Annotated in this window: 18 protein-coding genes; 4 read left to right on the forward strand and 14 right to left on the reverse strand. The window is 39.9% G+C overall.

Translation table 11 applies throughout. The annotated features are described in order from the left end of the window. Positions 1-252 precede the first annotated feature (252 nt). Positions 253-777 carry a hypothetical protein gene (locus tag ACM5QX_RS05740; RefSeq protein WP_414752761.1) on the forward strand — a complete coding sequence of 175 codons (525 nt, stop codon included), beginning with the start codon at positions 253-255 and terminating at the stop codon, positions 775-777. A 56-nt stretch (positions 778-833) separates the two neighbouring features. On the opposite strand, the gene ACM5QX_RS05745 is transcribed toward ACM5QX_RS05740, so the two are convergent. The 4 genes from ACM5QX_RS05745 to ACM5QX_RS05760 all read right to left on the reverse strand — a co-directional run bounded on the left by ACM5QX_RS05745 (position 834) and on the right by ACM5QX_RS05760 (position 5,697). Further along, positions 834-1,286, reverse strand: coding sequence for a YlqD family protein (locus ACM5QX_RS05745; protein WP_011319907.1), 453 nt, complete (start codon positions 1,284-1,286; stop codon positions 834-836). Between the two features lie 42 nt (positions 1,287-1,328). After that, positions 1,329-3,305 carry an AMP-dependent synthetase/ligase gene (locus ACM5QX_RS05750; RefSeq protein WP_414752762.1) on the reverse strand — a complete coding sequence of 659 codons (1,977 nt, stop codon included), beginning with the start codon at positions 3,303-3,305 and terminating at the stop codon, positions 1,329-1,331. Positions 3,306-3,579: 274 nt separating this feature from the next. Continuing rightward, a complete protein-coding gene (locus tag ACM5QX_RS05755; RefSeq protein WP_153228440.1) occupies positions 3,580-3,855 on the reverse strand; it encodes a hypothetical protein in 276 nt (91 codons plus the stop codon). 342 nt (positions 3,856-4,197) lie between these two features. After that, positions 4,198-5,697, reverse strand: a complete 1,500-nt coding sequence (locus tag ACM5QX_RS05760) for a hypothetical protein (protein ID WP_414752763.1) — start codon at positions 5,695-5,697, stop codon at positions 4,198-4,200. Between the two features lie 124 nt (positions 5,698-5,821). Here ACM5QX_RS05760 and ACM5QX_RS05765 point away from each other — a divergent pair, with 124 nt between their 5' ends. After that, positions 5,822-7,027, forward strand: coding sequence for a histidine kinase (locus ACM5QX_RS05765; protein WP_414752764.1), 1,206 nt, complete (start codon positions 5,822-5,824; stop codon positions 7,025-7,027). 43 nt (positions 7,028-7,070) lie between these two features. Here the strand turns inward: ACM5QX_RS05765 and ACM5QX_RS05770 are convergent, their stop codons facing one another. Both ACM5QX_RS05770 and ACM5QX_RS05775 read right to left on the reverse strand, forming a co-directional pair. After that, positions 7,071-8,105, reverse strand: a complete 1,035-nt coding sequence (locus ACM5QX_RS05770) for a diguanylate cyclase domain-containing protein (protein ID WP_414752765.1) — start codon at positions 8,103-8,105, stop codon at positions 7,071-7,073. Positions 8,106-8,187: 82 nt separating this feature from the next. Then, positions 8,188-8,343 (reverse strand): hypothetical protein, encoded by a 156-nt coding sequence (locus ACM5QX_RS05775; protein ID WP_153228441.1) that lies wholly within the window; start codon positions 8,341-8,343, stop codon positions 8,188-8,190. 645 nt (positions 8,344-8,988) lie between these two features. On the opposite strand from ACM5QX_RS05775, the gene ACM5QX_RS05780 reads away from it, so the two are divergent. Beyond that, on the forward strand, positions 8,989-9,249 hold the full coding sequence (locus ACM5QX_RS05780) for a chlororespiratory reduction protein 7 (RefSeq protein WP_011319902.1): 261 nt from the start codon (positions 8,989-8,991) through the stop codon (positions 9,247-9,249). 16 nt (positions 9,250-9,265) lie between these two features. On the opposite strand, the gene ACM5QX_RS05785 is transcribed toward ACM5QX_RS05780, so the two are convergent. Further along, on the reverse strand, positions 9,266-9,841 hold the full coding sequence (locus ACM5QX_RS05785; RefSeq protein WP_414752766.1) for a DUF2854 domain-containing protein: 576 nt from the start codon (positions 9,839-9,841) through the stop codon (positions 9,266-9,268). Between the two features lie 168 nt (positions 9,842-10,009). Here ACM5QX_RS05785 and ACM5QX_RS05790 point away from each other — a divergent pair, with 168 nt between their 5' ends. Beyond that, positions 10,010-10,192: a hypothetical protein gene (locus ACM5QX_RS05790; protein WP_011319900.1), complete on the forward strand. Its 183-nt coding sequence runs from the start codon at positions 10,010-10,012 to the stop codon at positions 10,190-10,192. 120 nt (positions 10,193-10,312) lie between these two features. Here ACM5QX_RS05790 and ACM5QX_RS05795 read toward each other — a convergent pair whose 3' ends face one another. The 7 genes from ACM5QX_RS05795 to ACM5QX_RS05825 form a co-directional block, all read right to left on the reverse strand. Further along, the gene (locus ACM5QX_RS05795) at positions 10,313-10,729 is read right to left on the reverse strand and encodes a response regulator transcription factor (protein WP_041456259.1); all 417 of its coding nucleotides are present in this window, start codon (positions 10,727-10,729) and stop codon (positions 10,313-10,315) included. Positions 10,730-10,881: 152 nt separating this feature from the next. Further along, a complete protein-coding gene (gene ppk1, locus ACM5QX_RS05800; RefSeq protein WP_011319898.1) occupies positions 10,882-13,092 on the reverse strand; it encodes a polyphosphate kinase 1 in 2,211 nt (736 codons plus the stop codon). Positions 13,093-13,316: 224 nt separating this feature from the next. After that, positions 13,317-16,259: a carboxypeptidase regulatory-like domain-containing protein gene (locus tag ACM5QX_RS05805; RefSeq protein WP_414752767.1), complete on the reverse strand. Its 2,943-nt coding sequence runs from the start codon at positions 16,257-16,259 to the stop codon at positions 13,317-13,319. 116 nt (positions 16,260-16,375) lie between these two features. Next, positions 16,376-17,347 carry a molecular chaperone gene (locus ACM5QX_RS05810; protein ID WP_190568574.1) on the reverse strand — a complete coding sequence of 324 codons (972 nt, stop codon included), beginning with the start codon at positions 17,345-17,347 and terminating at the stop codon, positions 16,376-16,378. Positions 17,348-17,369: 22 nt separating this feature from the next. Further along, a complete protein-coding gene (locus ACM5QX_RS05815; protein WP_414752768.1) occupies positions 17,370-17,903 on the reverse strand; it encodes a hypothetical protein in 534 nt (177 codons plus the stop codon). A 301-nt stretch (positions 17,904-18,204) separates the two neighbouring features. Beyond that, positions 18,205-18,789, reverse strand: a complete 585-nt coding sequence (locus ACM5QX_RS05820; protein ID WP_414752769.1) for a hypothetical protein — start codon at positions 18,787-18,789, stop codon at positions 18,205-18,207. Positions 18,790-19,298: 509 nt separating this feature from the next. Further along, a complete protein-coding gene (locus tag ACM5QX_RS05825) occupies positions 19,299-20,864 on the reverse strand; it encodes a calcium-binding protein (protein ID WP_414752770.1) in 1,566 nt (521 codons plus the stop codon). Positions 20,865-20,970: the final 106 nt, after the last annotated feature.

Consider the following 20,970-nt stretch of genomic DNA (forward strand, 5'->3'; position numbering starts at 1 on the left):
TGGTTGAGATTTTCTATTTTATGCTGGTTGTCGGTTGTCAGTTGTCAGTTGACTGTTGACTATTGACTGTTGACCAATGCGGAACTTCAAAACCAACTTCAGGTCTATCCAAGATATGTGTATTTGTGTTGCTGATAACTAATCAACATGACACAGATGCTATCCCAAGGTAGATGATAGGGTGTAGAAGTTTAACTCCAATTTAGAACCCTAAATTCAGAATTAGTGTTGTTGAAATACTTGTTTAATTCTATGTCGGGAAAATTGAAATTGTTTTTGATTTTGCTGCTTAGTATTTTTGTTACTGCTGGTGCTGGTGTTTATTTTCATCAGTACCAAGATCATACATTGATTGTAGATAACAGCAGCACCACACCACAGCAATTATCAGTTGTGAAAAACTCTCAGGAAGTTTTACATGATCCAGAACGGATTCAATATAAAAATATACCATTATCGGGGATCAATTCTCCACTGCAAGGTAGTGACCCTAAAACTTTAGCTCTCAATTTTCTGGATGACTTTACTGTAGCCAGTGGTAAGCGAAAGGTAGAGATAGCTTATCCTCAACATAATCAAGCTTTAGTCACGGTTACACAAGTCTCAAAAAGCAAAGATACATCTGGAGAAATCAAATATCGGTTAGAGATGAACAGTTTGGGGCGATCGCTTTTTGCCAGTTCACCGCCCGTATGGCAAATAGTTTGGGTTGGTTCCCAAATATCATGTCGAAATGGTAACCAACCCTTAGGTAACTTAACTCAACGTTGTGATTGAACGAGTTAATAGTGTGGTGTGAGGAATTTCTAGTTAAAACTCAGAATCCGCAACGTTTAAATGTCGCCACGAATATCTTCTACAACACCATCGCGGATGACGATTTCTACCTGCATTTTGCTAATCAAGTTGTCTCCCCGTTCCACACGGAAGAAACCTTCCATCTGAAATTGATTGACTTCTTGATCTAACTCAAGCAATTGTACTTGCTGGAGATTTTGCAGCATTTGATTTTTTTGTTCTAGAAGTTCGCTTTTCTTTTGATTGACTTGGAGTTGAATATTGTCAATTTGTTGCAGGGTTTGGGGTCCGGGTGGTTGGAGGCTTTGCTTTTGAATAGCAGCGATCGCTCTTTGTCCTTCTAAATCCAATTGTTGTAGTTGCTGGTCAATTTGGTTAATTTGTGCTTGCAATTGCTGTTGCACTTCCTCTTTCCAGAGGGGGGTGACAATAACTTTTACATTAACAACGCGCTTCAAAAGCAATTGAGGGTTGGAGACATCTGTCATAAAATTTCCCGTTCACTCTTAGTAGTTTGTAGTGTGGAATTATCAGGCAAACATGGCGTTGATAATATCGCGGTAGCGTTCTGTGACAACGTGTCGCCGGATTTTCAGCGTTTGTGTCATCAAGCCGTTTTCGATGGAAAATGGCTCCAGAATCAGTTTAAACGGCCCAACACGGTCATCTGGGCGATAACCAGGACGGTTCTGCACTTCCCGATTCAATTCTTGCCGGAATAAACCCTGGATCATTTTACTCTCCAGGTTAATTTTTTGACTGGATGAGGAGGTTAAATTATCATCCTCTACACTCAAAACAAGATTCTGGCTTTCTGCCCACTTTGCCAAAGCTTCCACGTTGGGGACAATTAAAGCACCGATGCTACGCTGATCTTGTCCAACAAGCATAATTTGGTCAATGTAGGGCGATCGCAAACACGCATCCTCGATGGGTTGCGGTTCGATATTTTCCCCGTTGGACAAAACAATCGTATCCTTTGCCCGGCCAGTTAGCACGAGTTCGTTATCTGGTGTTACCCAACCCAAGTCACCGCTATCAAACCAACCTTGAGGATCAATGGCTTTTGCTGTTGCTTCTGGGTTTTGGTAATAGCCTTGCATGACTTGTGGCCCTTTCAATAACACCAAGCCTCGTTGTCCAACAGGTAAAGGCTGGCGAGTCTCAGGGTCTACGATTTTAACTTCTGTGCCGGGAATTGGTTGTCCGGATGTCCCGATAAAATTACGCCAGGGACGGCGCACGTTGGTGACTGGTGATGTTTCGGTTAAACCATAGCCTTGCAAAATCTGCACGCCAATAATTTCAAAAAAGGTGTCGATGTGTTTTGGTAATGCACCGCCACCGCTAATTACTTGTTTAAATCTTCCTCCTGTGGCTTCCTTGACTTTGCCATACACTAACTTTTGTCCTAAAACATGGAAGGGTAGGAAAGCCAATTCTAGTACCTTAGCGATTAATCGTTCTAGGGATGAAGCGTGGAGATGATCTAAACTTGTACCTTGAGCAATTCTTGTAGCTCTGATATATCTTTCACTCATGCCCAATAAAAACTTGATCAGGCGTTGTTTGTTGGCTGGCTGTTCGCGGAACTGCTTCTGCACTCCTTCATAAATCGATTCCCACAGGCGCGGGACAGCAACCATGTAGTTGGGTTTATATTGTTTCAGGTCGGCTTTGACTGAGCGTAAATTAGTATAAATTTGTGTGCAACCTTGAGACAATAAATAATACTCGACCGTCCGTTCGTAGCTGTGCCAACTGGGTAAAATGCTGAGAGCCGTATCACCTACTCTTGGTTGTACTACGACTCGGAAGGTTGTGACTTGATGTAGGAGATTGCTATAACTGAGCATCACACCCTTGGGTTTGCCCGTAGTTCCAGAAGTATAAATTAATGTCGCCAGTTCGTCGCGTTTGCGTTTAACTGGAACAAAAGTATGGTTTGTGCCAACTTCTATTAACTGAAGAAAGTTCAATACCTTAAGGCTTTGTTCAGTTGGTGGCGTTTCGTCGGTAAGTATGACTACCACTTGAATTGGTAAGTCGTGGAGTCTATCTTGCAGCTTATTGAATGTCTTTAAATCTTCGACAACTAAAGCTGTGCTGCCACTATGAGCAACAATATAAAGTAATTCTTCCTTTTCGGCTTGGGAACTACGCACCGCATCCACTGCACCTGCTGTCATAATCCCTTGATCGGCAATGAACCACCGAGGACTATTATCGGCTATCAGGGAGATGCGATCGCCTGCTTGAACTCCCAATGCTTGTAGTCCGGAAGCAAATAGCTGGATTTTTTCTGCTAGTTGCTGATAAGTAATCTTTACTTCCGGTTTAGCATGGGGATTGTAAAGAGCTAAAGTCTCACCAAATTTCTTCGCAGCTATCGGCCAAATTTCCGGTAACGAATCTACATTTGTATAATCTACTAAGCGTTGTATTTCTTTGCCTTGTTCCTTTGTAATATCGGATAGTAATGAATATCCTGGTTGACTGTTGGTCATAAAGCACACCTCAAATGGAATAAATCGTTTTTTCTTAATTAATTCTGTTACTAAGTAGAACAGGGTAAATAATTAAATGTTTGTAGTGAGAACTAAAGTTCTCAAAAAAGGACTAAAATTCTCACTACGCAATTAATCCTATTGTTTTTACATTATTTAACATAGTTGTTTTTTTTCAAGTCTTTCTACTTACGTTTAGAATATCTCTTCTCCATATCTACACCACCTTGGGTGTATGCAGTTTCCTGACCTTCACGGTTGCATTGATAAAAGTTTATGTTAAAGTTATTTTATATAGCTTAGAATCGATGGTTCTGAGAGTACGAGCTGGTGCATGAAATTGACAGCCAATAAACAGATGCCACCTGATTATCCGATGGGGGTGATTACCTATAGAGTTACTAGATGCTTTCTTACTAACGCTGATCAATATCGTCGCTTGTTTGGGATTACCTAAACTTCTTTCCTTGATTCTCTCGGCTCCTAAAAACAAACGCACTCTAAGATTATCCAAGAGTACAAAATCCCTTCCCGGCAGTATGGGAATCACCAGTTTTCCTTACTGTACGGCTTATGCCAAAACGGGGAGCCAATTCTGTAAGTTCAGCCCTCATTTCTGTGCCAAATGTTCTCCAAGTTGACTAATTTTCTCAGCTTGCAATCTCTGCACAAGTCAAGCTAAATTATTTTTCACCTCGGTTATTAATTTAACGTGCGCCTCTGTTGGAGACTCACATTAAATTAATAACTGGTACTGGGTAAGAATTTCTGCTCAATTACCCATTACCAAATAAAAAACTCTATCCCTTTGGGGGTGGAGTTTGTTTTAGTAACAACTGACAACTGACACGCACAAGACGATTAAGACTAAGTAACTAGCAACTTGTGTCAATTAGTCTTGAATTTGTGGTGCTGGTAACTCATTTAACACCCGCCAAAGTATAGTATAACTACCATCAGAACGCCTACGGACTGCTCGAAAGGCAATAATCATATCGCTGCTGCGAATTTGTTTTAATTGGTCTATGTAGCTGCTCTTGTCTAAATTGGCAAATTGACCATTGAGAATAATCTCTGGTAGTTGGAATTGTAGCGATCGCACTAAATAAGTATGATTCAATTTAGCGGTGGCACGGGTGAGAATTATCTGATTTTGCTGCCAACTTTGGTCTTTACCAGTCACAAACCGTCTTTTGTCTACTTGTAAAGACCAAAGTTGCTTGGGGGGTTGGTAGTTTAAGAAAAAATCTTTTGTTGATGAGGGTAAGAATTTCAGGCTATCGTCCAATTTCTCTAATGGCACATCACCCACATCTACCATAAAACTATAGTCTATGCCCTGATGCAGAAATTGAAAGTTCTCTTCTACAACCTGGAGTGTTAAACTAGGATTAAGTCCTCCCTGAGGATTACCCAGAGTTGGAAAAGAATAGCGCTCACTCACGTTGGGCCGTAATCTATTCCACAAAGTATTTAGCGGACGCTGGTAAGCAGAAGCAGGTAAAACCCGAAAAATCCCAGTACGCGGCAATCTTAAAAACTTAGCGTAAGTTTCCGGTTCTTGTGGGTCAAGTCCGTAAGCAAAACGGTCAAGTACTCTCGCTGTTTCCTGTGCATCTCTAAATTTTGTTTCTGGGGGAAATCCTATCTGCGCTGCTGTCAACCACCGCTTGGCGTTTGCCAGTATATGCAGTGCCGTATCAGGTGGTGCGATCGCAGGTTGTATCGGTGGTAGATAATTAGCTATAGCTGTTTTCGCAACTCTGCCAATAATTGGTAGTGCAGATGGCAAAGTCACTGTGGTAGTCTGTTGATTGGTCGGTGCTAAATTTGGTTCTCTGGTTGATAAAGGCACTGCTGGCTTCCCCAGGTCTGGCTGTTGTGTTGGTGCAATAGTCAGTATTGGATCGAACTTACGTTCACCACTCACCAAGGGTAAGCGCCTAACTAAACCTAATTCACCTCGACGAGACAAAAGATTATCTAGCACAGGTGCAAGCTTTAATAATTCCTGGCTAGAAGCAGACAGCGCGCAATAAATTTTTGTTTGTGATTCGCTTAACTGGTCAGGGGAATCGTTTGCAAGATGACAAAAATTATCGCCCTTGTAGCGCTGGAGAAAACTTTCTACCGTTTTAGCTTGAAAAATTAATTGTCCCCGTACAGCACGCATCCGATTAGCATCTGGAGAAACTAAAGCTTGTTCAATGCGTACAATCAAATCCAACTGCTGCTGAAGCAGATAACTAGCTTGAGTATAAAAATTTCCATCAGTTGACTCAACCGCCAGAGTATGATTATGAGACGGAGACTGATATTCTAGGGCAAGAGCATTTCTCTCCAAGCTAGCAACACAAAAAGGTAATAAAAGGCCAAGAAATATGTATCTCATCTCAAAAACCCTGTGTGGATAGGTGTAGTAAAAACCTAAAATAGATATTAAATTGAAAAAAGAACGACCATCGACACCTGTCAGTCTATTCTAATTTCCGCAAAGCGTCGCCGGGTTGTTACCAGTGCTGAAACACGATTCCATGCAAGTTTCCCAGGATCAGCCTATTTATTCTGAGGCTCCACTCCAGCTGTTATTGTTCATCGATGGACGACCCAAGTCCAAACAGCAGGTGCAGCGTATCCGTGCTTACTTAAAAGACTTGCAGGCTGAGTATAACTTTGAACTTCAAATCATTGATGTCGGGCAACAACCTTACTTGGCAGAACATTTTAAGTTAGTAGCAACACCAGCTCTAATTAAAATTCATCCAGAACCCAGGCAGATTTTAGCCGGTAGTAACATCATCACCCAACTGAAAAATTTGTGGCCGCGCTGGCAAGCAGCAGTAGATACCTATGTAAAGTTGCAAGAAGACTTGCAAGAGCGTGTAGATGATAATGGACGGGTAGCACAACCTACATCTACTATCAATTCTGTTGCTGTTTCGGCGGAACTGTTACGGCTGTCAGACGAAATATTCAATCTCAAACAAGAGAAAGAAAAATTAATAGAGCAGTTACAGTTTAAAGACCGCGTAATTGCCATGTTAGTTCATGACCTCCGCAATCCCCTCACAGCAGCAGCGATCGCTATTGAAACCCTACAATCTAACTACAACCCAGATATCGGCCAATTTCAACGCTTAAAACCCGCCCTAGTAGTCAACCTATTAAGACAAGCCCGCACTCAAGCTAAAACAATTGATAAAATGATTGCGGATCTTTTACAGGTGGGTCGCGGTACTGATACAGAGCTAATAATTATACCACAAAAAACAGAAATAGGTCTACTCTGTTTAGAAGTACTAGGAGAATTGCGCGATCGCTACACCACCAAAGCGCAAAAAGTAGAAACAGATATTCCCCAAGATTTGCCCTGTGTTTACGCCGACCCCGAACGCATCCGCCAAGTACTGATCAATCTGTTAGATAATGCCATCAAATATACTCCAGAAGGTGGCACAATTAGCATTGCTGGATTACACCGCACTACCCAAAAAGTCCAATTTAGTATTGGCGACACCGGCCCCGGTATTCCTACTGACAATCGAGAGCGTATATTTGAAAATCACTATCGCTTAGAACGAGATGAAGCCAAAGAAGGCTACGGCATCGGTCTTTCCTTATGCCAACGCATAATACGCGCCCACTACGGTCAAATTTGGGTAGACTCTAACCCCCACGGTGGAGCGTGGTTCCACTTCACCCTACCCGTTTATCCATCTTAGAGATTGGGGCTAGGGATTGGTAGGGAGCAAGGGGAAAAGAAAACTATTGACTACCTTTCCATTGGCAAATACGGTCACGTCCTGATTCCTTCGCTTTATAAAGTGCTTTATCCGCCGCCGCAATCAAATCAGAAGGTGAAGATTCCCAGGTAGGAGTTATGGTAGCAACACCCATACTGAGAGTAATATGTTGACTCACAGCAGATTTATCATGGGTAATTTGCAAATCTCTGACACTGGTTTGTATGGTATGGGCAACATAAATCGCTCCTTTTGCATGAGTATATGGCATGATCACGGCAAATTCTTCGCCACCATAACGGGCAACTAAATCCTGATGCTTCTGAGCTTTGTAGCTTAAAACCGAACCTACTTTTTGTAAACAAATATCCCCAGCCGGATGTCCGTACTGGTCATTATAAAATTTAAAATAATCAATATCACACAAAATCAAAGACAAGGGAGCGCCTTTCTGTACCAAGTTAATCCACTGCGTATTTAAATAATTATCAAAGCGGCGGCGATTAGCTAATCCAGTTAAACCATCCACATTGGCTAAGTGCTGTAAGGCCATGTTCGCAGCTTCTAACTGTTTATACACTTGTGCTTGCTGTAGTAATCTTCGTAAGCGTTGACGCAACACAGCCCAGTGAATTGGCTTAGTAATATAGTCAGTTGCGCCAGCTTCAAAAGCACGATCTACGGACTCTGCATCGTTTAAACTAGTGATCATTAGGATAGGTGTACGTTCCCACAATCTGGAGATCACCGTACTTCCTAAGCCGGAATCAGTATCTAGATTTGCCAATGCGGTAATTAGATTATTTCTGGCAATTTGTAGTAATTGTTTACAGCACGTAAAACCGTCCATTACAGGCATCATAGCATCTAGCAACACTATATCTGGTTTAACAGCCTCATAAGCGTCTAGACACTGTTTACCATCTGTGACCTCTACTACTCGATAGCCTTCTTTTTCCATAGCTTCACGCAACAGCATTCGGATGGTCTTGTCATCATCAGCCACCAAAATTAAGGGAGGTTTTTTAGAAAGAGAATATGGGCTTATGCCTGACATGAGATGCGTTCCGTAGAAAATCAGAGTTCTGAGGACTGAAAAACAGAGAAAAGCTCCACCTCCATAGTTAAATTACCTGTAGTCATAATTTCAGCAAAATCTTGGTGAGTGTGTAGAAAAAAGTTTGTACGGCATTCATCAATACTGAAACAGATAGCAAGCCTGTATCTTTTGTAGCTATGGACTTCTCGATAATTTGTAACCCAGAATCTGGATTAATACTATGTCGGGTATACATTGAATAGGCAGAACAAAGGTAGTTGCTTATTACACTGATTCTTTATAGGCATGATAAGAAATATTACTGTTATAGTTCCCGTCTGATAAAGCGTAATTGCTCTATTAAGCAAAACTTTAAATGTGAACCCTAATTTTTCACTCCAGGGGTTATTTTGTATATAAACTTAAAAAAATAAAACAATATATGAATAGCCAAATTACCAGGAAAATATTTCCCAAACCCAGGCCTGCTCTCAATTAAGTTGCAGCGATTGAAAACATCCTGTAAGCTTGATAGTGATTGGTATTCAAGAAAATTACTGAGATTGTATAAGTTTATTATCAAGCTATTAACACAATGATTTTTTTAGTGTTATTAATCAGCTACTCAATTAAGTAAGATTCCTCTTGACAAGCTGATTTAAAAATATGTTTTTGAATTTAAAATGTAAATAAATATAATATAAATTCGGGCGATTGGCATTCATGGTCGCTCAAGATATCTGGATTTTAAAGACTCATCACATACTACAAAAGTTATTTTTTCCTAAAAATTCAGAAATTTTTACATACATCTAGATGAATTACAACATTGTAATAGATTTTTATAAAAATCTAATTTATCTTAGTAAAATCATTTGACATAACTTAGAGCATCCTTACAATGCCAGATCCATTAATGTATCAACAGGATAACTTTGTTGTCCTAGAAACCAACCAACCAGAAAAGTTTCTCACCACAATAGAATTACTAGAAAAGCTCAAGGGGGAATTACAAAAAATTAATTTTTCGGATTTACCCCTTGAGCTACAAAAATTAGATTCTTTGCCAGCCCAAGCCCAACACTTGATCGATACCAGTTGTGAGTTAGACGTAGGTGCGGGAAAATATTTACAATGGTACGCGGTGCGACTAGAAAAGTAAGTTGTTAATTATTTAGTTATTGGCGATTACTTTGGGCTATTGGCTCTTGACTAAGAGTAATCAATGCTAATTCGATTTTATCTTCACCCACTTGAGTAATTTTTATCTCAACTCCTGGTCCAAAGTACTTGGTCATCTTTTCTTGTTTTTGTTGCCAATCACTGACTGGTATTTCAGGCGAGTCAAATTCTAAAATTAGGGTATAAGCTCCATTAGTTTCTATTTCCCGTAGACCTGTAACTATGGGTCTGTCTTCATCTGAAGGACTTAAACCCAAGTAAGACAGCGCTCCGTCTAAGTGAGCATTCTGTCCGTAACAATATCGAGTGATATCTTTACGGATTTTATTTTGGGTGACAGTCGCTTGCTGTTGGCGCAAGAGTAACACTGACTCTGTTGTTGTCTGGCTATAGGATATGGGCTTGAGTTCGTTAGCCTTGAGAGCTAGTCCTCCTAAAAGTAAAGGAAACCCATAAAAGAATCCGACCAGGTTTAGTGTGGCATTATTTGCAGCATAGGCAACAAACCCCACGATGGTTAATATGCCACCGATACTTAAACCAATTGTTCCCAAAGAGATTTGGCGTAACATGAGATAGTATAAATTCTTAACACTTTAGTTTTATTATCATCTGTTATGAGTGACAACTTAGGGAAGAGTCTCTGCTCAAACCCTTGATTTTCCTTCTTATGCCAACTACATAACGAGCCTTTTTTGAGTTAACTTTAAATTTGAAGCCGCTTTTAGGATACAAAAATCATGGATTTGCCAACTCTCAAAGAAAGAATTACAGCAGTTCAAAGTAAACGTGAGTATTTGCTCAGCCTTCTAGAGCAACCGAATCTAGGCATTTTAAGAGTTGATGTTAATCAAGCGTTGGAAGAACTGGACGAATTGATAGAAGAATATAAACGCACTATTCCCGAAACAGGTAACAATTAAATAAAATTGCGTCGGTCTTACCGTCAAATAACGATTTTACCGACGCTTCTGAATGATAAAATTTCTTCAGGTCCCCATTTTCAACTATACCGATTTAGTTAAGCGACGTAGCAAATGTATTTATTGGGAAATTGAACTATTCGCCCCACGTCTTCCCAATTCCCTTACCAAAGCAATAAGTTCCTTGGTAGGCACATCTTTTTTACAAACATCATCAAAGTTAGAAGTTGTCTTTGTGTCAAGAAAACGTATATCTTCTACTGACGAATAAGCTAGTATTTGTGTGTTGGGAGAAATGGCTTTAATATGACAAGAGGCGCTCCAACCATCCATGACTGGCATTTGTAAGTCTAGAACAATGACATCAGGATGACTGTCTCTTACCATTTCTATCGCTTCTTGACCATTACTGGCTAAACCGACTACTTGGATATTTTCCTGACTAGAAAAGGCTAATTGTAAGGTTAAACGAGTCAGTTCATGATCGTCAACCACTAGAACCTTTAAGGTAGAGGACTCACAAGAGAACATTAACATTCCCAGGAATAACTAAATACGATATTTTCCATAGTTTATGGGAACAAGTACCAATGATTACTCTATCCTATGGTTGAATAATTTGTGCGTAACCATAAAGATTAATTAGAGTAATTGTGAAAAGTTAATGTTTGCAGGGAAATTTGGTTGATTTAATTGTCTTTATATGCAGGACTTTTTGGTGAATCGATCAGATTTGTAGCGATTCCCGTTGAACGTAACGCCATATTCATGAGAGTTTTCTGTGAGTTAGTTTCTGGACAATTTTCTCCCGGAAGGCGCTGAATGTAACTACCATCAGCTTGTAAATCCCAAGCTTGACGATTATCAGCTAGCAAAATTCCCAAAATTTCTTGCAAATCCTTAGCAATATCTGGGTCTTTTATCGGGGTAATTACTTCTACTCGCCGATCTAAGTTACGGCTCATCCAATCTGCACTACCAATAAAAATTTCTTCTTGTCCATTGTTATGGAAGTAATAGATGCGGGAGTGTTCTAAAAAGCGGCCGATAATGCTGATAATGCGAATATTCTCACTGATATCTTTAATACCTGGGCGCAAACAGCAAATGCCTCGAATAATTAAATCAATTTGTACGCCAGCACGGGAAGCTTCGTACAAAGTCGCAATAATTTGTGGATCAACAAGAGAGTTCATTTTGGCAACAATACGACCTGAAAATCCATTCTGTACGTTGGTGATTTCCCGACGTATTAACTCCAAAAAGCGATCGCGCATATTTACAGGCGCAACTAGCAATTCTCGATAAGATTTTTGCCGTGAATAACCAGTCAAGAAATTAAACAAATCTGTAATATCCGCACCCAATTCTTCTCGACAACTAAACAATCCTAAATCTGTATATAGTCTGGCTGTTTTTGGGTTGTAATTGCCAGTTCCAATATGTACATAACGGCGCATCCGGTCTTTTTCTCGTCGCACTACCATCACCGTTTTGCAGTGAGTTTTCAGACCTACTAAGCCATAGACAACGTGAACACCTACTCTTTCTAAGCGCCTTGCCCAATAAATATTATTTTCTTCATCAAATCGGGCTTTAAGTTCTACTAGAACTGATACCTGTTTACCATTTTCTGCCGCCGCAATTAAAGCATTAACGATAGGTGAATCGCCGGAAGTACGATACAAAGTCATTTTTATTGCTAAGACATTTGGATCGTGGGCTGCATGGGTGATAAAGCGCACGACTGTGGCAGAAAAAGATTGATAAGGATGGTGTACGAACAAATCTTTTTCTCGAATAACGGAGAAAAAGTCTTTACCTTCCTCTAACTCCAAAACATCAGGATTTAAGTTTGGTTCTCGCAATCGTTGTAGACGCATCGGTACTACAGATTGGCGTGGTGGATCTTTGAGTTCTGGTAATGGCAAAGCCATAAAGGACATTAAATCACGTAGTCCTAACAGACCATCGACTTCGTAGACATCCTGTTCTGTCAGGTCTAGGTCTTGCAGTAATCTGGTGCGGATGAGTTCTGGCGTTTGGGATTGAATTTCGATTCTGACGGGAGAACCACCCATACGCCGTTTACGCAGTTCTTGTTCTATTGCCAGTAACAAGTCATCAGCTTCGTCTTCTTCCAGAGTTAGGTCAGCATCGCGGGTAATGCGGAAGGGGTGATATTCTTGGATATTCATCCCTGGAAAGAGGGAATCTAGATTATGAGCGATCGCCTGCTCTAATGGTACACCTACCCAGTTAGCTGCTTGTCCGTTCTCTTGAAATGCTAACTCTGGCGGTAGGGGCAAAAACCGAGGGAGAACGCTGGGAACTTTGACTCTGGCAAAAAATTCTTCTTCTGTCTCTGGATTCTTGACCACAACAGCCAAATTCAAGCTGAGATTAGAAATGTAGGGAAAGGGATGGCTGGGGTCAACAGCTAAGGGTGTCAGAACCGGGAAAATTTGATCTTCAAAATAGTTATCTAGATAACTGCGTTGTTTTTGAGTCAAGTTAATGTAATCCAAAATATGGATACCATGACTAGCTAACAAGGGGCGAATTATTTGTTCAAAATGTTGATGCTGTTTTGTAACTTGGGGTATGAGATTCAGGCGAATATCATTTAATTGTTGTTGGGGTGTGCGTCCATCGGGTGTTAGTTTGCTGACCTTTGCTTCTACCTGTTGTTTTAGAGCTGCCACCCGCACCATGAAAAACTCATCTAAGTTGGAACTAAAAATTGCCAAAAACTTAAGTCTTTCTAATAGTTTTGTGCGTGAGTCGCAAGCTTCATGTAAAACTCGGTTATTGAATTCTAACCAGCTTAACTCCCGGTTAAGATAGTATTGAGGATCGTTTAAATTAATAGAATTAGAGCTTTTTTTTGATTTAGGCATAGCGATCGCAGATTAACCTAATGCAGCCCATTGAAGGGGAGAACAATTCATATCGTAGATGAAATGGGGCATTAAGGTGAAGTATCTGGCTAATAAATATAATTGCCACACTTAAATATTTAAAATTAGGTGTTGTTGCAGAAATAAAATTAAATTTTTCCAAAAAGTAAAGATTTTTATCTTTGCTTTTCTTTATTCATACGTCAATTCAACAACACGCAAATTTAAGGATTAGGTAACTTTGGTGCTTCCTGTGCATCTTTAGTGGCTGCGGAAATGGGTAATTGCAGATTTTGGTCATAGGCAAAATCGTTCTCAATAGTTATGGCTCGTTTGGGCAGGCTATTACTACGATCGATGTTGCTTTGATTGGGAACCTGTAATGTGTATTGACCAGTCGGAAGACCATCTACACGATAAAGACCAAATTCGTCAGTTGCGCCTGTTCCAACTTTTTTACCTTCAGCATTAACAAGTTCTACCGCTAAACCCGGTACGGGCAGACCTGCACTATCTGTAATGCGTCCAGCAATGCCATATTCAACCCTCATAGGGAAACTCAACTTAGTTACCGCCGCACCCGCAACCTCGGCAATTGTGGTAGTTTTCAGGGGGGTAAGTTCTATGGGTAAGTCTTTGGGAACGACCTCAACTATGTAAACACCCTCTGGCAAATTACCGACAAAGAAGTTACCCTGAGCATTGGTTCTCGCACCACCGATAATCTTACCGTATTTGTCTGTAACTCGGACACTAGACTCGCCTAAATCAAAGCTTTCTTTACTTCCTTCGACAAAAATACGTCCAGAAATCGCTCCCTTATCTTTACCAAAAGAGTTAAAGTTACCTGGGGAGATTCTACCATCAGAGAATGATAAATCGGATACTAGAGAAATTGTCAGGCGATCATCTCCCCATCCACCAAAATTACTTCTAGCCTTGGAAGGTATAGCTTGATATTCGACTCTAGCAAATAGACCCGGTATCAATTGGGTGCTAGCACCAACAATTGGCCCCACATCGCCATCCCGATAAGCAAGCCCTAACCTCCAACTAAATCCTCTAATATTTCTGGGATAATAATTTACTGTAGCAAGGTAGCGAGCTGGTAGATTACCACCAAAATCACTGCCCAAAGATAACTGATAATTATTGTTTAGTTTATAACTGAAATCTGTAGCATAGTTATCACCAAAGCTACTAAATGATAATCGAGTTAAAGCATTAGGTTGATATGCCGAATAAAACAGATATTGCCCTTCAGTGTCAGGTCTACCTGTAAAATATAAACTATTGGAGGGACGGAAATAGAAAGTAGGTGCAATGTATTCAGTTGAGTTTGAATCAGATTTGCGACTACGTGCTAAAACTCCCAACCTCAAATTACTATTGAAGCGATAACCTACTTCTAAGCTATGATTGTATCTTTCTCTTGAGCCATTATCACTTCTATAACCTTCAGGGAATAACTGGGAATTAGCATTTATATCTAATCCACCTAATTGAATATCTAAATCTGTATTATAGGCAAGCTTACCAAAAGACGTACCCACACTACCCGATAAAATCACAGGATTGGCTATACGCCAAATTGCACCTACTTGAGTTTGGAAAGTATTCGGAATTGCTTGTAGTCCAGCTTCAACAGTAAAATTATCTGATAGACCTTGCCTAAATTGATAAAAGCCCACAAGGCTACCAGAATCAGAGGTATTATAGTCGTCAGAAAAAGCATTTTGAGCTAAGTTACCACTAAAACCCAAACCCAATAACTGTACGTTACCACCTGGAGGTAATAGTAAATCTGAGGTGTTGAGTCTCACAGAGCGAATTTCAATAGGTACACTGAAATTGTTGCGATCGTAAACTAAAACCTCAATTAAATTATTTTGTCCAGCAGGCAAATTTACATCAAAAAATTCGTATCTTCCATCAAATCCTACCTGCTGTTGGGCAATTATTCTACTACCAACTCGCAGTTGCACAAAACTGGCTGGCGGAACTTCGCCGCGAAATGTTTGTACGGAACGAGAACTTCTGGGTATTAACTGATTAGCACTATAACTTTGTCTGTAACGATCTGCGGGTAAATTAGTGTAACCAAATTGTGCGCCTGTTAAAATTTGCCCATTTAATAGTGGATGTACACTGATTTGTTGGCGACCTAATTGATAAAGAAATCTGCCATTACGTTTATAGAAAAAATATTCAGCTAAGTTAGGAGAGTTTTCAAAATTATTATTTAAACGTATACGCCAAGTCCCGCCAGCGAGTCTCCCACCCAACAAACTATAACTCTGGAACCGAGTACCACCAGAATCATTAACAACATTAAGTTCCTGTCTAAAACTAGACAATCCACTTAGCGGTGCTTTAACTTCTGGTTCTAGATCAATTGCTGCATTTCGCGCTTCTCTACTACCTGATAACCAAGGTAAACCAACAATTAAAGCAGCCTCTAAAGACCTTAATTCAACTGTGGTATTGAGTTTTTCTTGTAATAGAGAATCGCTAATGTAAGTAGTTCCTTGGATGCTTTCCAGTTCATTAGCTGCGAGTTTTACCACGCCTAAAGGTGTCTTGATTTCTGTTGTCTCACCATTAACTGTAATAGTTAAACCAGTAATTTGGGCAAAATTTTCTAGGGGTAATAGTAAAGTTTTACCACGGCGGATAACGTCTAAACTGCCTACTTCTCTTCGGTTGATAATAATTCCTAATAATAAAGTTTCGATGCCTGAATCGGCTGTGTCGGTGAAAGTAATTGTGTCTGATGAATTTGTGGGTACTGTGCCATTAACATTTTTCTCTGGGTTGCCAGGATCTGGTTGAGAAGATTCAGCTTTAGGGGATTGTTTACTACTATCAGCAATGTAGCTTTCTTGGGTGTGAGTAATAGGATTAGAACTGTTAGTTTCAGCTAATAAAGTGTTGGTTATGTGTTGAGCAATTAGCTTTTCATCAAAATTTTCTGTGGTAAAAATCTGTGGTGCAACACCTGTGGAAAACTCATTGGGAAAAGTTTCTAATGCACTGGGAGTAGCGATCGCATACTTAAATGTATCAGCCGTTTGGCTATGATCATTATCTTGAGGTGTGGGAATAGAACTTACTAACGAATGTGGTGTGATTGGTGGGGGGGAAATTGGGGGGCGATCGTAAAACATAGTTAATTAAACACAAATGTTCCTATAAGCAGTCGAGAAATTTCTTGACTGCAAAGTAGTTGGGGAAGAAAGTAGTTAAATCAATTGAAAAATCGCAGTTGATGTACCAACAAATGCTATCTTGTGCGTCTGGGAATGATGTTACGACGAGACGAATCAGCAGGACTGGTTAATAGCTTTTGAGGAGTACTCGCTAAAACTGACACACTGAAAGGGATACCTTGATCAATTTTGATCCCATTCAATTCACCGTTAATGTCTAAAACATATTGACCAGGTGTTAGTTTTTGTGGTATCCGGAGAGGGATTTGACGACGAGTATCTGGTAATATGGGGCTTCTAGGTAAGAAACCAGCACTCAAGACATTTTCTGGTAATTTTGTAGTTTTCTTTTCTAAATTGGCAATTTGTTTAGTAGCATTAGCACCTGGATATTTAGCAGCCGGCCAAATAGCATATTGACCAGCCATCCGCACATAGCCATTACCTTGACTAGAAATATCAAAATTTGCTTGTACGGGGCCAGTTTTAGTATCTACAGTAATTTTATTGAGTGAAGCAACTCTCTTGATTTCACCAACATAACCATAGACAGCAACCCCAAAACGTCCAACAACTCTCACATCAGCTACACTTTTAGGACTTGCGTCCCTATCTTCAGAAGGAACTTCTTCTATAAAGATAAAAGCTCGATGTTCTCCGGATTTAGGCTGTACACGGGGACGCACGGAAAATCTGACACTTTGAGCTTTTCCTGGGGGAATAGTAAACCTAACTGGGTTAACTACAATTGATGAAGACAGCGACTGTTCAGAAGTTGGTACGGCTTTAATATTATTTTTTTCGTCGAGTGTCCAATCTTGAGTATAGATTCTAAAAGTCGATGGTTTTTTTCCGTTATTTACTACTTGAAAAGACTGAGTACTAGACCTTCTTTGGTCAAGCTTTAACTCAAAGCGTGGAGGGCTAACACCAATAGAAATAGCTGAAGTAGAATTACAAGCTAAAGCAACTGCGCTCGCTGTTGCTAAGATACTCAGCCCAACATTTCTTAGTGTTTTAGTTAGCTTTATCTGCTTGTTCATCATTAATAATAAATAGATTAATTGTTTAAAATTCTGTAATTGTTAACTGCAAACTACCAGAATGAATACCGGATTTTGTTACTTGTGATAAGTCTAAAGTAAAAGTTGCTCCTCCTTGGACTATCACCCTATCCGGTGTTGCACCTTGTCCGATAACAATGGGTGCTAGAGGGTCAATATCTACTATAATTACGGAGCTTCCTTGTGTAAGTGAAAAATTTCCAGAAGGGGTGTATTGTACCTGTAAACTATTAAGATTATTACTATCTATTTGGAACTGCCAGAGATTATTAATTGTCTTGCTAATTTGTGTATTAACTAAGAACGGGTTAGATGTATTTAAGGAAGTTTCACCTATAACTCCATGACCACTTAGATTCACAGTGCGACCATCTGGTAAGATATCTTCTTGGCTAATTTCTAGTATTTCATTTTCAATGACAATACATCCGTCATTAGTACTTGTACAAGTTGGATTAGCAGATGCTATACCCGCAGTACAGAATTGATAGAGAGCCAGAACAATCGTTGTGATGCTGAGAAAATATTGGCGCTGCATCAAATTCTTCATTCAGCAATTATTTAAATCAGAGAACTAAAAAATATGGCAATTGATTACGGACAGAGCAGAAATAATTAAACTTTATAACTCATGGCTTAGATTCAGAGTCACTAAGTCTGAGTACGTGAATCTACAAGTGTCTTAGATGGACTACGCTTGTTTATGTGTGCGGACTGTCAGCTCTATGGGTTAGGGCGTAGATACACATGAAAACTATTTACCTAACACAAAAATTTTGCTCTGAGCCGATATCAATTGCCATTATCGACTCTATTCTGGGAAACTAAATGCAGATATCTTAGTTAGCTGTAGCTGTGACAGTAATAATCCCGCCTGTGTGCAAACCAGATTCGGTGGTGGCAGAAAAGTCGAATGAAAAGCTTACGTCTCCTGTCAGAGCGTTAGCATAATCTAAACCAGGAGCAGAATCAGTAGAGGAAGCTAGAGTAGGTGTGAAGGAAACTGTACTGTTGCCGCTAGTTGAATCCAAGGCAACAGCAGTGCCACTATTGGCAATCCCATGTACGATATTACCAGTGCTAGTAATACCCCAAGTCTTGTACAGGGTAATAGGGTTAGTAATTGTTACAATGCCGTTAGCAACGGTGGCACTTGCACCACCGTTGAGGGCATTATCAACTGTGCCTGCGGCATCAAAAGTACCATTTACAGTCTGGATAACTCCATTAGTATAGCCAGGTGCTAAATCTGTAGGTTGTACGTCATAGGTGAGAGTATCATAGGTTTCCAAAAAGATAATTTCTGGAACGTTGGCTTGGATGTCAACATCGGCGGTGGCTGCCTTAACAGGTGCGGAAAAGAAATTGCTAACTAAAGCTACTGTACCCAATGTTAAAGATGCTAAAGAATATATCTTTTTCATGGTCGTGTAGGTATAACTTGTGTGGTTTTTTGCTACGCCTGAACAAGCGCAAAAACAATTTAGCCCGTTGTATATTTAAGCAACATCAGAAATTTTACTGAAAGTATTTAAATTTACTATATTCATGATAAGTAATAGTACTTATTTCTTTTTTCTTACTCAATCGATTTACGGTTAAAGCAAAACAGATGGAAATCGTCTGCAAAAGCAATTTTAAAGTATGAATAAGCTCGTAGTAAGGACTTTAGTCCTTATTTTGGGAACCAAAATCTTTACCACAAAATCTGCATATAGGAATCATCTTTAATTTTTGAACAGATAAATAATAATCCAGTAGTAGCGTGGCAAGCCTTAAATGTTACACTGGGATTATCTTCCAGTGTGGGCATCTTGCCGACACAAGACGGGCTAGAAGCCCATCCCACAAGAGCTATATTTTTCCACTACTTTAGCCTTGACACTCCACTACAGGAATTTTATTTATACTTTATAAATAACCTTTCATACGTTTAAGTAAATGCAGTGAAATCACTGACAGTAATATTACTGCTGACAACTCCATTTAAGATACCTATTAATTCATTGGTACTAGTGATTCTAATTAAAGTATTATTAATATCTACACCCGTACCTTGAGTGATGGTTAATTGTCCAAAGGTCAAACCACCTGCTAAACCAATCAAGTCTTGACCGTCTACAAAGTCTTTGATTATATCTGTTCCACCCTTTGCTTGTAGAACAAATAGGTCATTACCACTACCACCAACTAAAATATCATTACCCAATCCACCAATGAGAATATCATTACCATCTCCACCCCGGAGGATGTCATTACCACTTAAACCATAAATTGTGTCGTTACCACCTTGACCATTAATAACATCGTTAGAACCATTGAGACCAACGTAGTAGTTATCAAGGTCATTCAGGAAAGTGACAGCATTATTTTTAAAGTTGGTTCTGTCGGTTTGGGTAGCAGTGTAAACATCATAGACATCTTGAATAATGTTACCGTCTCCCTCAAATAGAATGTTGCCTATTTTCGGCTGACTGAGGAGCGGTTCCCGGAAGTTATTCAGGTTTTGCATCTGAAAATTCTGCAAAATGACCTTGGTATTAGCCACACCCTCGAAGGTAATTTCTAAATTAGCACCATTTTGGGTGAGGAGCATATTTTGAGCAGTCATACCAGCGCCTTGAAATTTCAAGAGATCCATTTCTGCTCGGATACTGGAGGATGGATTAAAGCGAGTACCTGCACCACCAAAATCAGTGATGGTATCTGTTCCATCTCCTGCATTGAGGATGAACTGATCATTACCACCGCCACCGATGAGGATGTCATCTCCCTTTAATCCTGTGATGATGTCGTTACCGGTTAAACCATCTATATAGTCTTCAAAGTTATCACCTTGTAGAGTATCGTTGCCGTTTGTACCAAAAGTACCAAATGATAAAGAAAAGTCATCAATGGCTAGACCGTGATCGTTACCTGTATGGTTGATGTCGCTCCAACGTAGCCAGATTTCTTGGCCTGGTGCTAGATTCAGACCACTGATTTTACCGGATATGGAAGTACGGTTAGCTGCTGCATTACCATCTAAAGCCGTTACAGTACCACCAGTTACAGGACTGGTAAAGTCAAGGTTATTAGCATCTATCCAAGTACCGCCAGTGATACTAGTAGCACCGACTTGATACTGAAAATCTACTGTTTGAGTGCCTGCACCACTATTACGCCATTGTTCACCTATATATGTGACGTTCAGAAAGTTGAGGGTGATGTTTGTATTATTAACTAAGCGGACACCCCAAAAAACAGTTCCGGTGGAATTAGAACCGATGGAACCTAAAGCGCGATCGGTGCTACCTACAGTACCAAAACTGTATAAGTTTCCAGTACTAGTGCTGCCATTAGTTGTAGAAATTTGGGTTCCAGTACCAGTACGAGCTGTGTACCATCCATTAATAGTGCTGTCATTAACCCAAGTGGCGTTACCTGAAGTACGTAAGGTATTAAAGTTTTCAGTATAAACATTATTATTGAGGATGCTAGAAAGTTGGATTGCTGACATAGTAAAACCTGGGATATTGTTGTTTTTGGTTAGTCAATTTATTTACAGAAAATCTCATTGATTGTGTATTTAAATTCATAGATAGATTAATTTACTGTAAGTATGC

This window comes from Anabaena sp. CCY 9910 (assembly GCF_963920875.1).
Taxonomy (GTDB): domain Bacteria; phylum Cyanobacteriota; class Cyanobacteriia; order Cyanobacteriales; family Nostocaceae; genus Trichormus; species Trichormus variabilis.